We start from the raw sequence: 14,559 nt of genomic DNA, 5'->3' as shown, positions 1-14,559 counted from the left end.
ATAGGCACATTAAAATTGTGGGAATTGTATGCTGACATAGGTCAGGCTATTCATTGATAAATCAAGCATTGCTTGTTACAATAAAAGAAACTATTGTTGTAAAGTTGGGAAAAACAGTGACAAAAATCTTAACAAATTTAAACAAACTAAATGATTTAATAACAGCAGCAGAAAAAAAAGGGAATCGTGAGGGCGAAAAAGTCCAAATAATTGCCGTGACGAAGGAAGTTTCTGTTGAAAGAACACAAGAAGCAATTGAAACAGGGCTCACTCATTTAGGAGAAAACAGACCAGAGGGCTTACATCGTAAAATTACTGAGATACATGCTGATGTTCATTGGCATTACATTGGGTCGCTTCAAACACGTAAAGTAAAACAAGTGATTAACAGCATTGATTATTTACACTCCTTAGATCGTTTGAGTTTGGCAGAAGAAATTGAAAAAAGAGCCGAACAACCTGTTAAATGTTTTGTACAAGTAAATATTTCTGGTGAAGAATCAAAACATGGTTTAACTATCGAAGAAGTTTTGCCTTTTGTAGAAGCATTAAAAGGTTTTACTAAGATTCAAGTTGTAGGTTTAATGACTATGGCACCAAACACCGAAAACGAAGCAATTATTCGCTCTGTTTTCAAGCAATTAAAACAATGTCAACAGCAAATAGCCGAGCAAGGATTCGCACACGCACCTTGTACCGAGTTATCAATGGGCATGTCTAATGACTTTGAAATTGCGGTAGAGGAAGGGGCTACTTTTGTTCGAGTCGGAACGGCTCTTGTTGGAAATGAAAGAGGGGAACAGGATGAGCATGAAAAATAAGATTAAAAACTTCTTTTACCTTGAAGAAGAATTAGAAGAAGAAATCACGCAAGCTCCTATTCAGCAACAACAACCCATACAACAACAGCAACCGATTCATTCAGTTAAGCCAAAAAAAATGATGAAAGAACGCAAAGCACCTATTCATGAAATCATGCCACAAAGCACAGCAACTCCTAATAACATTGTCAGTTTGCAGGCAGCTATGAGTTCTAAGGGAGCAAAAGTTGTTTTAATAGAACCGAGAGTTTATGCAGAAGCACAAGATATCGCAGAGCATTTAAAAAATAAACGTGCAACAATTGTCAATTTGCAACGTATCGAAAGAGAACAAGGTAAACGCATTATTGATTTTTTAAGTGGCACAGTCTATGCTCTTGCTGGAGATATTCAACGTATTGGTAAAGATATCTTCCTTTGTACGCCAGATAATGTAGAAGTGACTGGTGAAATTACAAACTTTATTTTAGACGATAATTAATAGCGAGGATTGTAGTTTATATGACTTTTTTTATTATACTTGGTTATGTATCATTAGCATTTAAGATTTACTCATTCATGCTAATTGCATATATCTTAATGTCTTGGGTGCCTGCCGCTCAAAATTCAGCAATTGGTCGCATGCTTGAAAAAGTTTGTGAGCCATATTTAGGTATTTTTAGGAAATTCATTCCGCCTCTTGGTATGATTGATATTTCGCCAATTGTGGCCATCTTTATGCTGAATTTTATAGAAAGAGGGCTTTATATAGTCATTCAGAAAATATATTTTATGTTCGCTTAGAAGTAAATCCTCACGTTTTGGTGGGGATTTTTTATTTATTTTAATTTTCTATGCTACTAAAGCGACTAATAAAAAATTTAAAACAATGACGTCCAAACGTCATTAATTGGGAATACTAAGTTTCCAACTAACAAAGCAAAATGGAACTAGTGAAAGAGGAGACAACGAGATGGAACACTTAATCCAGCATTTTCGAAAAGATGAACAGCCCTTTATTGAACAGGTAATAAGCTGGCAGCGTGAGGTTGAAGATCGTTATGCGCCTAAGCTGACAGATTTTCTTGATCCAAGACAACGTTTTATTGTGACATCGATTATCGGGCAAAATGATACCCTAAAAACTGCATGCACAGGTTTATTTGAAGAGGCGGAGAGGCAGCGTATGCTTATTTTTCCTACTTACTATGAAGCAACAGAAGAAGACTTTCAGTTAGTGGCCTTTACGATTCAATATCCAGTGAAATTTGTCCAATTACGACATCCTGATGTTTTAGGTGCGTTGCTTTCATTAGGTTTAAATCGTGGCAAATTTGGTGATATTCGTGTAAATGATCAGCAGGTGCAATTCGTTGTAGCTCAAGAGGTAGCAGAATATGTTCGGTTACATTTAACAGGTATTGGTAAAGTTAAGGTGCATATTGAGTCTTTAAAAGAAGCGGATTCCCTTATTGTAAATGAGGAAGAATGGTTGGAGGAATCTCATACAGTATCTTCCATGCGCTTAGATGTAATTATAGCGACTGTATTAAATGTATCACGCCAAAAAGCTCAAGCTTTAATTACTGGGAAAAAAGTTCGTGTAAATTGGACAGAAAGAGATACAGTTGCTTTTGAATTACAAGAGGGAGATATTTTATCGATACGTGGAAGTGGTCGGGTGAAAATTATTATGACTGAAGGCCGAACAAAAAAAGATAAAATCCGTCTTCAAGTCGGTCGATTGGCCCAAAAAAGCTGAAAGTGAAGCAAATTTCATTAATTTTTACTGCTAAGTTGTCGGAACAATTGTATAATAGGAATTACGAATGTACATGTAAAGGAGAGAAGGATTGTATGCCATTATCACCTATTGATATACATAATAAGGAGTTTACAAAAGCCTTCAGAGGTTATGCTGAAGATGAAGTAAATGAATTTTTAGATCAGATTATTAAAGACTATGAAATTCTGCTTCGTGAAAAAAAAGAGGTTGATAAGCAATTAGAGATGGCTTTAGAACAAGCGAGACATTTCAACACCTTAGAAGAAACTTTGCAGAAGTCTATTGTCGTTGCACAAGAAGCGGCTGATGAAGTGAGAAGAAATTCTCAAAAAGAGGCAAAGCTCATTGTAAAAGAAGCTGAAAAAAATGCTGATCGAATTGTCAATGAAGCTTTGACGAAGGCTCGTAAGGTGACGATTGAAATTGATGAGCTTAAAAAGCAATCTAAGGTATTTCGTAATCGTTTCAAGATGCTTGTAGAAGCACAGCTGGATTTACTTAATGCAGATGACTGGGATCATTTGCTGCAATATGATATCGATTTAACAGAAATTCAAGCATCTGTTGAAGAAGCACAGGATTCTGAGGATATTTAACTTTTCTTTTTAATTGCTGTAATTGACAAATGAAACTTGACGCGATTGTTTGAATTTCATATACTTTGTAATAGTAATTATTTTGAACAGATATGCATAAAAGCAGAGACGAAGACAGTATTTGTTAGGCGTTGTTAAGCGATTTGGGGACAGTGAGAGCCCAAACATACAACTAGCATTGAACATCACTTCTGAGCTAAATAACTGAAAAAAGTAGGTTATTTCGTGATGCACGACGTTAAACGTGCTTTTAAGAGGTAGTGCAAATTTTTGTACTACAATTAGGGTGGTACCGCGAGTAGAAGCTTCTCGTCCCTTAGTGGGATTGAGGGCTTTTTTTGTTTGTTTCCGAATCGTTTTAGATAATTTTGCCAATAACTGTCTTATGAGAAAAATGTCTACCTGTTTGTGTAAAATAAAGGAGGAATTTTAATGGTTGAATACAAAGATACTTTATTAATGCCAAAAACAGATTTCCCAATGCGTGGAAATTTACCGGCAAATGAGCCAAAAATGCAAGAAAAATGGAATGGCATGGATATTAACAAATTACAGATGGAGCGTACGGAAGGTCGACCAGAATTTGTTCTACATGATGGTCCTCCCTATGCAAATGGTGATATCCATATAGGCCATGCTCTAAATAAAGTATTGAAGGATATGATTACACGTCATCGCTCCATGACTGGCTACCATGTCAATTATATTCCAGGTTGGGATACACATGGTTTACCAATTGAGCAAGCATTGACTAACAAAGGTGTAAAACGTAAAGAAATGTCAGTAGCAGCATTCCGCCAACTTTGTGAAGAGTATGCTTATGAGCAAATTGACAATCAACGTGCCCAATTCCGCCGTCTAGGCATTCGAGGTGATTGGGAAAATCCATATATTACATTAAAGCCTGAGTTTGAAGCTCGTCAAATTGAAGTATTCGGTAAAATGGCGGAAAAAGGTTATATCTATAAAGGGTTAAAGCCGGTTTATTGGTCTCCTTCTTCTGAATCTGCTTTGGCGGAAGCTGAAATTGAATATAAGGACATCAAATCTCCATCCATTTATGTAAGCTTTGCAATTAAGGATGCGAAGGGTGTTGTTCCAGCAGATGCTAAATTTATCATTTGGACAACAACACCATGGACATTACCAGCAAACTTAGGGATTTCTTTGAATCCTGAATTTATCTATGTAGTAGTTGCAGTGGCTAATAAAAAATTCATCATTGCCAAAGAGTTATTAGAGTCAGTGGCAACTACGCTTGGATGGGTAGACTATGAGGTTGTACAAGAGGTAAAAGGAGAGGCATTAGATCGTATTGTAGCACAACATCCATTCTACGATCGTGAATCGCTTATTATGGTAGGTGAACACGTAACTGCTGAAGCGGGTACAGGTTGTGTTCATACAGCCCCAGGGCATGGTGAAGACGATTATCATATTGGTAAACAGTACGGTTTAGGTATTCTTAGCCCTCTTGATAATAGTGGCTGTTATACAGATGAAGCACCTGGCTTTGAAGGCGTGTTTTATAATGATGCAAATAAACTCGTCACAGAAAAACTAAAAGAAGTAGGAGCGTTAGAAAAGCTTGATTTCTTTACGCACTCCTATCCACATGACTGGCGTACGAAAAAGCCTGTTATTTATCGTGCGACACCACAATGGTTTGCATCTGTTGAAGCATTCCGTGGGGAGTTATTAGAGGCTGTAAAAGCAACAGCATTTACACCAGCTTGGGGAGAAACTCGTCTTTATAATATGATTCGTGATCGTGGAGACTGGGTAATTTCACGTCAACGTGCGTGGGGTGTGCCGATTCCGATTTTCTATGCTGAAAATGGTGAACCTATTATTACACCTGAAACAATTAGTCATGTCTCAGCATTATTCCGTGAGAATGGATCAAATATTTGGTTCCAAAAAACAGCAAAAGAGTTATTACCAGAAGGCTTTACACATCCAGGTAGCCCGAACGGCGAATTTACAAAAGAAAATGATATTATGGATGTATGGTTTGATTCCGGTTCATCACACCAAGGTGTACTAGTAGAACGTGGTATGAAATATCCAGCTGACCTCTATTTAGAGGGTTCTGACCAACATCGTGGTTGGTTTAATTCCTCTCTTATTACATCTGTAGCTATTAACGGCTATGCACCATACAAAGGACTTTTAACACATGGTTTTGTACTTGATGGTGAAGGACGTAAAATGAGTAAATCTTTAGGGAATGTGATTATTCCGCAAAAAGTAATGGATCAGTATGGAGCAGACATACTTCGTTTATGGGTTGCTTCTGTTGACTATACAGCAGATGTCCGCATCTCTATGGATATGTTAAAGCAAGTATCTGAAGTGTATCGTAAAATTCGTAATACTTTCCGTTTCTTACACGGCAATATTGCTGATTTCGATCCTACGAAAGATCGTGTAAGTTATGCTGAGCTTCGTGAAATGGATCAATATGTGTATATGCGCTTACAGGATGTCTTAAAAACTGTGCGTGCTGCCTATGATCGCTATGATTTTGCTGCTGTCTATCATGTAGTCAATAATTTCGTTGCTGTAGAGTTATCTTCATTCTATCTTGATATTGCCAAAGACGTAGTCTATATCGAGGGTCATGACAATAAGGATCGTCGTGCGATGCAAACAGTTATTTATGATACATTGATGACATTAGTAAAAATCATGACACCAATTATCCCACATACAACAGATGAAATGTGGTCTTATCTAGATGCTCAAGGTATTGTAGAAGAAGTTTCTGTTCAATTAACAGATTTCCCAGAGGTAGATGTTCAAGCGAATTTTGACAGCCTACGTACAAAATGGGAAAAAATTATTGATGTACGCGATGATATTTTAAAAGCATTAGAGGAAGCACGTAATGCGAAAACAATTGGTAAATCACTTGAAGCAAAAGTCACTGTCTACGCGAAAGAAGATGTTGTCGCATTATTGAACGATGCCAACATTGACTTTGCACAACTTTCCATCGTTTCAGCTTTTGAGGTAGCTGCTATCGAGGAGGCACCTGCTGAAGCTTTAACACTTGAGCATGTTTCCATTGTTGTTGAGAAGGCTACAGGTGAGAAATGTGAGCGTTGCTGGTCAATTTCTGAAACAGTTGGTTCAAATGAAGCACAACCTACAGTATGTGCTCGCTGTGCAGAAGTTGTAGAAAAGTATTACGTTTAATCTATAAATAACAAGAATCTGCATTTTAATGTAGAGGATGTGCAAGTCTCCTTGTTGGAGGCTTGCTTTTTTCATGGAAGTTTTGCAGATTCTTTTCCATTATTTAAATAAAATTTCTGTCGTATTGCGATAGTCTGTTGGAGATATCCCTACATATTTTTTAAAAGTTAAACTATAGTAATTTGGTGTATTGAAGCCACAGGTGGAGGAGATTTTTTCTATGGTGTAGTCGTACTTGCGTAAAAAAGGTAAGGTTTTGATAATGCGTGTATAAGCAACATAGTCAACAAAATTACGACCTGTTTCTTTTTTAAATAGTCTACTAAAATGAGTTGGGCTAAAGTTAATATATTTTGCAACATCACGAATGGTCAGTTGTTCGTCGTAATGCTCTTCAATATACTGAATAGCTTTTTGCAGCTGCTCATGCTTTGTTAAATCTTCGTAATATCGGATGTGTATATTATGGATAGGTGGTTTTCTACGTGCTTTTCTAGCCTGGCTATAGGATTCCTTCACTTGCATAGCATCCTGAAATACACCTCCAACCCCCATAAAAAGATGAATAGAACAATCCCTTTTTAGGGTCTCGATAACCTCTAATAAACAGGCTTCACCCTCAGTCCAATGTTTGAAAGAGTTGTAGTCAGTAGGAATTCGCATGAGAAGTAATAAATAGCGTTCAAAATGTAAAAAGGATAATGAGGCCTTCTCAGCAAAGTGCTGACGAAAAACAGTTGTAATACTACTACTTGCATCGTGTGGGACAGCTTTCTTATTAGCCCCATCAATATAGCCTTGAATTAAAAATACAATATTAGGTATACAGCTTGTCGATAAAAATGAAGCAGATTGTATTATTTCTTGTTCATTGTCAATTTCTCCACGGATCAGGCGTTTTAAAAATGCTTCCCTAAATGGAGAGGTATGTTGTTGGGATACTTGTTGTGATAGCTCAAGCATTGTAAGTGTACTCGCCTTTTTTTCCTGATAGGACGTATACAGCTTTTTTACAATTCGTAAAAATTTTGATTTTTGTAATGGTTTTATGAGAAGTGCAGGTAAAGCTAATTCAATTGCTATACCAGTCGAGTAGGTAAGGTGTTCTGTAACAAACGGGACAATAATACTATTAGGATAATTTCTTTTTAATCGATTAATCTTTACCCAATCAAATAACCGATTGACTTCATAGACAATAATGACCTCATCTTCTGGCTTTGGCACTTTACATTCCTCTAAAGCGTTTGGTAAAACCTCTTTTAACCATTCACTCATTTGCTGCTTGTCAAATGAGCTTTCCATATACCATACCACCTTTAAAATGCTACCAGCCCCCTACGAATAAAAAGATAAAAATATTTTAACTTAAAATAGCAATTTTTTGTACTAATACAGCAATATTTTATATCTATATTGAAGTTGAAATAGAATAGAATAATTGTAGTGAATAATAATTTGAAATTTCAGACAATTATTCACTTACCAGAAAAGGGGGAGTTGGCTTATGGCGGAAGTAGGCAGTCATGATTATGACTATGTAGAAGCAGGAACAATTGATGTGAAAGATCTACCACCTTTAGATGCAACAACAAACAAAATTATGAAAGATGAATTTACAACAGGTTTAGGTTTATCGATATTTTACTTTATTTTGATTTTTAGTATCCCTGTTATGAATTGGTTTGCGCCAGCATTTGCGTTTAAGAAGATCTGGGGTGGTATGACAGTCACATGGTTTGTGACAACGATTGTAATGATGGCTATGGCATTTATTATTGCATATGTTCACACAGCCATGTACGAGAAACGTCTAAAGCAATATGATATAGCAAATAAGTAGTTGGAACAAAGGGGGAAATGTTGAATGATGGAAGCTCTATTAGAACCAAAGATGTTAATGACCATTGCTTTAATGGGAACAATTGTATACATTACGTATTTAACAAAAAGAAATGCAACAGCTTCGGATTTCTTTGTAGGTGGCCGAAGCTTCGGATGGTTTACAAATGGGTCTGCCATTGGTGGGGATTACTTAAGTGCAGCAACATTTCTGGGTATCGCAGGGTTAACATTTCAACTTGGATATGATGGTGCTTATTATGCTTTTTGCTTCTCCATTGGGTTAACATTATTAGCGATTTTTGTGGCAGGTCCTTTAAGACGTTTTGGTGCATTTACCGTTGCAGATTTTTTAGGCTATCGTTTTCATAGTAGACGAGCTCGGCTTGTAGCTGTGGCAGTGGTGTTAGCTATTTCAGGCTTTTATGCAGCTCCCCAATTATTAGGTGCTGCACAGATTTTAAGTATGTTTTTCGGTACTTCTTATGAATTCGGTATTATATTTACTTGTGTTGTTATGATTTTTTATGTAGGTATTGGTGGTATGAAAGGAACAACCATCAACCAAGCATTAGAGTTGTGGATTCGTCTTGGTGCGTTTATTGTGATGTTAATTGCAGCAGTTTATGGCGGTTTACATTATGATAAAATTTTAGCAGCCATCCATTCATTTAGCGGTCCAATTACAGGCACTTCACCGTATGCCTTAGATGGCAATGATATCAATTTTGATGGTGCTGCTTGGACAGGCACGGGCTTTTATTTCCCCACGTTCTGGCAAACAATTAGTATGACGATAGGATTAGCGCTAGGAACAATTGGCCTTCCTCATATTTTATTGCGCTTTTATACAAACCCAAGTGCTAAAGCAGCCCGTAAATCTGCACTCATGGCCATTGGAATTGCAAGCGCGTTCTTCTTGTTAGCTGTTTATTTAGGTGTTGTAGGTCGATCTATTTTCATTTCTGGAACAGCTAGTGAGGAAGTCATGCGTGATTTAGTGCTGGGTGGGAATAATATGGTCATTCCTACTACAGCCCTTGCACTAGGTGGCAAATGGCTACTTGGATTAGTTATAGCAGGAGCATTTGCAGCTATTTTCTCCAATCTTTCAGGATTGTTTATTACAAGCTCAGGTGCACTAGCTCATGATTTATATGCCAATATCATGAAAAAGGATATTACACAAAAACAACGAGTTATTGCTGGGAAAGTGGCTATTGTATTATTAGGTATTTTATATGGAGCATTGGGTTTACTTGTAAAGGATGCATCCATTGGCCATTTAGTGGCGCTCGCTTTTACTGTCGCTGCAAGTACATTTACCCCAATATTCATTTTAGGTATTTGGTGGAGAGGCATGACAGAAAAAGGAGCCATTGCAGGATTATTAATAGGACTTGGCGTGTCTATGTGGATGATCTTTTTACCAGGAACGTTACCAAGCTTCTTGCAGTTTAAAATTCCAGGTATTGTGACAGTACCTGTGGGCTTCTTATCTGTTATCATCGTGTCATTAATAGATCGCAAAGTTCCTGCTGATGTTAATGACTTCATGAAGCGAGTACATTCAAAAGAATCTGAAACTGTCTAACCAATAAGTTATGGCTATTTCTATTGCTTAAACGTAATAGGGGTAGCCTTTTTATATTTCTTGAAGAGATTTAGAATCAGCCATATTTAGATATGATATTAGTTATTGTGAATGGTACTGTTATGGTAGAATAGGTAAGATGTTGAGTGAACGGAGGAATGTCTGTGTATAAATATTATGGATTAGCTGCTTTTGTCGTTTTACTGGATCAATGGACAAAATGGCTGATTGTGAAAAATATGGAATATGCTGAACGCATTGCTGTATGGGACCCATGGTTTGGTATTTTGTCTCATCGAAATAGAGGGGCAGCATGGGGGATGCTAGAGGGGCAAATGTGGTTGTTTAGTATTGTCACAGTTGCTGTTATCTGTGCGATTGTCTATTTTTATCATAAAGAAGCAAAGGGAAAGCCTGTTTTTCAAGTCGGCTTAATGCTCTTGCTTGGTGGTGCAGTAGGAAACTTTATAGACCGTCTATTTAGAGGAGAAGTGGTCGATTTTGTAGATGTTTTAATTCCAATTATTAATTATGATTTTCCTATTTTTAATGTGGCAGATGCTGCATTAACAATAGCGGTTGTCGTGCTGATGATTGGCTTAATTATGGAAGATAAAAAAGAGAAGAAACAGGTGAAACAATGACGCAAGTAACATATACAATCGAAGAACAGCAGCAAGGAGAGCGCATTGATAAAGCACTTTCTAGCTTACAATCTGAGTGGTCACGCACGCAAATTGGGAACTGGATTAGTGAGGGAGTCATTAAAGTAAACGGTGATGCTGTAAAGGCAAAATATAAGGTTAAAGCTGGTGACATCATCGCTATTGATGTACCAGAAGTGGAAGAATTGGATGTTGTCGCAGAAAATTTAGATTTAGATATTGTTTATGAGGATGCAGATGTTCTTGTTGTGAATAAACCAAAGGGTATGGTGGTACATCCAGCACCTGGCCATATGGGAGGTACACTGGTAAATGGCTTAATGTATCATTGTAAAGACTTATCAGGGATTAATGGTGTACTACGACCAGGAATTGTCCATCGTATAGACAAAGATACATCGGGCTTATTGATGGTTGCTAAAAACGATACGGCTCATGAATCATTAGTCAATCAATTAGTGAATAAAACAGTTACTCGTAAATATATTGCTCTTGTCCACGGGCATATTGCACATGATAAGGGGACAATTGATGCACCGATTGGTCGTGACCAAAAAGATCGCCAAAAACAGGCAGTTGTCGATAATGGTAAACATGCTGTCACACACTTCCAAGTTGTTGAACGTTTTGGTGACTATACGCTGGTGGAATGTCGTTTAGAAACGGGACGTACACACCAAATTCGTGTGCATATGAATTATATTGGCTTCCCACTTGTTGGAGATCCAAAATATGGTCCGAAAAAGACAATCGACTTTGGGGGACAAGTTTTACATGCAGCGACTTTAGGATTCGATCATCCTTCATCTGGAGAATACTTGGAGTTTGAAACACCACTTCCAGCTGATTATGAAAAATTATTAAATGATTTACGAAATAGGCATTGACGTATACGAAAAGAAAGTCTATACTAACGACAGTGAATGAACAACATAACTAAATATTCACCTTTAATGGCAGTCCAGAGAGGCTGAGAAGGGACATGTGATAGTGTTGTGGAAATTTGTGCTGCAAATTTTTCCAACATGCTTTTTCAACACGTATACAACCCTCTCAGGCTATTCGCCTCGAGAGGTTTTTTTATGGACACATGGCCGATAATAGATTGAAGAGAGGAGGATACGAATATGGCACAAAATGAATTATTAGATGGCCCATCAATGACACGAGCATTAACACGTATTGCCCATGAAATAATTGAACGTAATAAAGGAATCGATGAATGTATTTTAGTTGGCATTAAAACACGAGGTGCCTTTCTAGCCAGACGTTTGGCGCAGCGAATTGAAAAAATTGAAGGTAAACCGATTCGTACAGGGGAACTTGATATTACACTTTACCGAGATGATTTAACAACGAAACATGAAAACGAACAAGCACATGTAGAACAAGTTGATATCGAGTATCAAGTGAAAAATCAAAAAATCATCTTAGTAGATGATGTACTTTATACAGGTCGAACAGTACGTGCAGCTCTAGATGCTGTAATGGATTTAGGAAGACCTGCACAAATTCAACTAGCTGTTCTAGTAGATAGAGGACATCGAGAGCTACCAATTAGAGCAGACTATGTGGGAAAAAACGTTCCAACTTCTGGCTCTGAGCGCATTGTTGTCAATTTACAAGAAGTAGACGGAGAAGATTGCGTCATTATTTACAAAGAAGACGAACAATAAAGTGAGGAAACAGTATGTCAAATGCAGTTTTAGATATTAAGGATAAACCGACCCCGCTCCAGCTAGTGACATTAAGTTTCCAGCATATGTTTGCGATGTTTGGTTCAACGATTTTAGTACCGCAGTTAGTAGGTCTTAGTCCAGCGATTGCCCTTTTAACAAGCGGAATTGCTACATTATTCTTCCTATTAATTACGAAATTCCAGGTACCGGCTTATTTAGGCTCATCCTTCGCCTTTATTGCACCAATCCTACTTGCTGCAGGTGGTTTAAATGAAGACGGTTCGAGTGTAAACCCAGGCAATGCCATGATCGGTGCTATGGCTGTCGGCATTACGTACGGAATTGTATCCTTAATCATTTGGAAAAGTGGTTATAAGTGGATTATGAAAATCTTGCCACCGATTGTGGTAGGTCCAGTAATTATGGTAATTGGGCTTGGACTTTCTGGTACGGCTGTGAATATGGCAATGAACGTTAATGGAGAGTATAGCTTTTTACACTTCTCAGCTGCTTTAGTTACGGTCTTTACAGCTATCATCTTTACGATTTTCTTTAAAGGAATTTTAAGCACTATGCCAATTTTGATGGGCCTAATTGTAGGTTACATTTACTCCATGATAATTGACATAGTAGACTATACACCGATTGCCAAAGCAAAATTCTTCGCTATGCCTGATTTCTTAATACCGGGTGTGCATTATGAGTTTGAAATAACAACAAAAATTCTACTTATCATGGTACCTATCGTTATTGTAACAATTTCAGAACATATTGGTCATCAACTGGTATTAGGAAAAGTAGTAGATCGGGATTATATTAAAGAGCCAGGACTACACCGTTCGCTACTAGGTGACGGACTTGGCACATTTGTGAGTGCTTTAATCGGAGGCCCTCCGAAAACAACGTATGGTGAGAATATTGGTGTACTAGCCATTACTCGAGTATACAGTATCTACGTTATTGCAGGTGCAGCAGTGGTTGCTATCTTACTATCATTCTTCGGGAAAGCAATGGCCGTAATTGCAACGATTCCAACCGCAGTACTTGGTGGGGTCTCCATCTTACTCTTCGGAATTATCGCAGCAAGTGGCTTACGTATGCTAGTAGATAATCATATTGATTTTGGTAACAGTCGTAACCTAGTAATTGCTTCAGTGATTTTAGTCATTGGTATTGGCGGTGCCAAGTTTGTTATCTCAGAATCATTGAGTGTTGAAGGAATGGCCCTAGCAGCGATTATTGGTGTGCTATTGAATGCGATTCTACCAGGTAAAAAAGAAGCTGATATACCCGTACAATACAATCAAAATAAAGATTCATAGTAGTACCTTTTAATGAATTGTCCAGAGAGGCAAAAAAAGGGAAGTTGTGGACAGGCTGAAGTAGGATGTATGTCTTGCTGTAGTTTGTCACGCCTCCTCATGCCTCGTTGATGACATCAACGGGGCTTTTACTTTATATACAGAGAACGTCAGACAAAGACGTTCACGATTCACACCCTAATGGAGGTCACATGATGAAGAACTTATTATCGATGGAACATTTAACAACAGAAGAGATTAACCAAATCCTAGATCTTGCGCAAGCATTTGAAAATGGTGAAACATCATCGTTATCTCGCACACACAAAGTGGCCAACCTATTCTTTGAACCAAGTACTCGTACAAAAACAAGCTTTGAAATGGCAGAATACAAAATTGGCTGTCATGTTATCCCTTTTGATGCAGGGTTTTCGAGTGTTACAAAAGGGGAAACGATGTACGATACGGTCAAAACATTGGAAATGATTGGTTTAGATGCTGTCATCATTCGAGCGTCAGAAGATGAGTATTACAATGAGCTGCTGAATGGTATCAACGTAGCGATTATTAATGCAGGAGATGGTGCTGGGCAACACCCTTCACAATCCTTATTGGATCTTTATACCATCAAAAAAGAGTTTGGCTATTTCGAAGGGTTGAATGTCACAATTGCAGGAGATATCTCTCATAGTCGAGTAGCGAAATCAAATGCAACAGCATTACAAAATTTAGGGGCAAATGTTCATTTCCTTTGCCCAGAAGAATGGTCTGGCGGTTTTGAAGCGCACCATTCATGGGATAATCTGATCGAAATAAGTGATGTCATTATGTTACTACGTGTGCAACATGAACGTCATAAAGTAAATAAAAGCTTCTCAAAGGAAGGTTACCATCAAGAGTTTGGTTTAACAATTGAACGAGAAAAGCAAATGAAAGAATCGGCCATTATTATGCATCCAGCACCCGTCAATCGTGATGTCGAAATTGCTTCTGAGTTAGTAGAGTGTGATCGCTCTCGAATTTTTGAACAGGTGCGGAACGGTGTTTACACACGGATGGCTATTATGGAAACCATTTTAAAGGGGAGAGAATAAC

The 14,559-nt window shown here is 37.7% G+C and carries 14 protein-coding genes and 1 other annotated feature; of the genes, 13 read left to right on the top strand and 1 reads right to left on the bottom strand.

Going from position 1 to position 14,559, the window contains the following annotated elements:
* The first annotated feature begins 116 nt into the window (after positions 1-116).
* The 6 genes from BFM98_RS09215 (at position 117) to ileS (ending at position 6,383) form a co-directional block, all read left to right on the top strand.
* Positions 117-821, top strand: a complete 705-nt coding sequence (locus tag BFM98_RS09215) for a YggS family pyridoxal phosphate-dependent enzyme (protein WP_066037235.1) — start codon at positions 117-119, stop codon at positions 819-821.
* Positions 805-1,302 (top strand): cell division protein SepF, encoded by a 498-nt coding sequence (locus BFM98_RS09210; RefSeq protein ID WP_004227319.1) that lies wholly within the window; start codon positions 805-807, stop codon positions 1,300-1,302. Before BFM98_RS09215 ends, BFM98_RS09210 begins: the two co-directional genes overlap by 17 nt.
* Positions 1,303-1,322: 20 nt before the next feature.
* On the top strand, positions 1,323-1,604 hold the full coding sequence (locus BFM98_RS09205; protein WP_004227322.1) for a YggT family protein: 282 nt from the start codon (positions 1,323-1,325) through the stop codon (positions 1,602-1,604).
* A gap of 169 nt (positions 1,605-1,773) precedes the next feature.
* On the top strand, positions 1,774-2,562 hold the full coding sequence (locus BFM98_RS09200; protein ID WP_066037187.1) for a YlmH family RNA-binding protein: 789 nt from the start codon (positions 1,774-1,776) through the stop codon (positions 2,560-2,562).
* A 95-nt stretch (positions 2,563-2,657) separates the two neighbouring features.
* Complete coding sequence (locus BFM98_RS09195) at positions 2,658-3,182, top strand: DivIVA domain-containing protein (RefSeq protein ID WP_004227329.1); 525 nt, start codon at positions 2,658-2,660, stop codon at positions 3,180-3,182.
* A 96-nt stretch (positions 3,183-3,278) separates the two neighbouring features.
* Positions 3,279-3,502 (top strand) — a binding site (T-box leader).
* A 112-nt stretch (positions 3,503-3,614) separates the two neighbouring features.
* The gene (gene ileS / locus BFM98_RS09190; RefSeq protein WP_066037186.1) at positions 3,615-6,383 is read left to right on the top strand and encodes an isoleucine--tRNA ligase; all 2,769 of its coding nucleotides are present in this window, start codon (positions 3,615-3,617) and stop codon (positions 6,381-6,383) included.
* 99 nt (positions 6,384-6,482) lie between these two features.
* Here the strand turns inward: ileS and BFM98_RS09185 are convergent, their stop codons facing one another.
* Positions 6,483-7,688, bottom strand: a complete 1,206-nt coding sequence (locus BFM98_RS09185) for an AraC family transcriptional regulator (protein WP_066037185.1) — start codon at positions 7,686-7,688, stop codon at positions 6,483-6,485.
* A gap of 202 nt (positions 7,689-7,890) precedes the next feature.
* Here BFM98_RS09185 and BFM98_RS09180 point away from each other — a divergent pair, with 202 nt between their 5' ends.
* From BFM98_RS09180 to BFM98_RS09150, 7 genes are all read left to right on the top strand, one after another.
* Complete coding sequence (locus BFM98_RS09180) at positions 7,891-8,226, top strand: DUF485 domain-containing protein (RefSeq protein WP_048394642.1); 336 nt, start codon at positions 7,891-7,893, stop codon at positions 8,224-8,226.
* Between the two features lie 24 nt (positions 8,227-8,250).
* Entirely contained in the window at positions 8,251-9,819 is a 1,569-nt protein-coding gene (locus tag BFM98_RS09175) for a sodium/solute symporter (protein ID WP_004227344.1), read from the top strand.
* A gap of 164 nt (positions 9,820-9,983) precedes the next feature.
* Positions 9,984-10,463, top strand: coding sequence for a signal peptidase II (gene lspA, locus BFM98_RS09170; protein WP_004227346.1), 480 nt, complete (start codon positions 9,984-9,986; stop codon positions 10,461-10,463).
* Positions 10,460-11,371: an RluA family pseudouridine synthase gene (locus BFM98_RS09165; protein ID WP_066037184.1), complete on the top strand. Its 912-nt coding sequence runs from the start codon at positions 10,460-10,462 to the stop codon at positions 11,369-11,371. Before lspA ends, BFM98_RS09165 begins: the two co-directional genes overlap by 4 nt.
* A 240-nt stretch (positions 11,372-11,611) precedes the next feature.
* Positions 11,612-12,160, top strand: coding sequence for a bifunctional pyr operon transcriptional regulator/uracil phosphoribosyltransferase PyrR (gene pyrR, locus BFM98_RS09160; protein ID WP_004227349.1), 549 nt, complete (start codon positions 11,612-11,614; stop codon positions 12,158-12,160).
* Positions 12,161-12,174: 14 nt separating this feature from the next.
* Positions 12,175-13,485: a uracil-xanthine permease family protein gene (locus BFM98_RS09155; RefSeq protein WP_054549867.1), complete on the top strand. Its 1,311-nt coding sequence runs from the start codon at positions 12,175-12,177 to the stop codon at positions 13,483-13,485.
* Positions 13,486-13,679: 194 nt separating this feature from the next.
* Positions 13,680-14,558 (top strand): aspartate carbamoyltransferase catalytic subunit, encoded by an 879-nt coding sequence (locus tag BFM98_RS09150; protein ID WP_048394636.1) that lies wholly within the window; start codon positions 13,680-13,682, stop codon positions 14,556-14,558.
* Position 14,559 lies beyond the last annotated feature (1 nt).

The sequence above is a fragment of the Lysinibacillus sp. AR18-8 genome, assembly GCF_001705465.1.
Taxonomy (GTDB): Bacteria; Bacillota; Bacilli; order Bacillales_A; family Planococcaceae; genus Lysinibacillus; species Lysinibacillus capsici.
The sequence above is the reverse complement of the archived record's forward strand: the minus strand, read 5'-3'. Positions and strand labels throughout refer to the sequence as shown.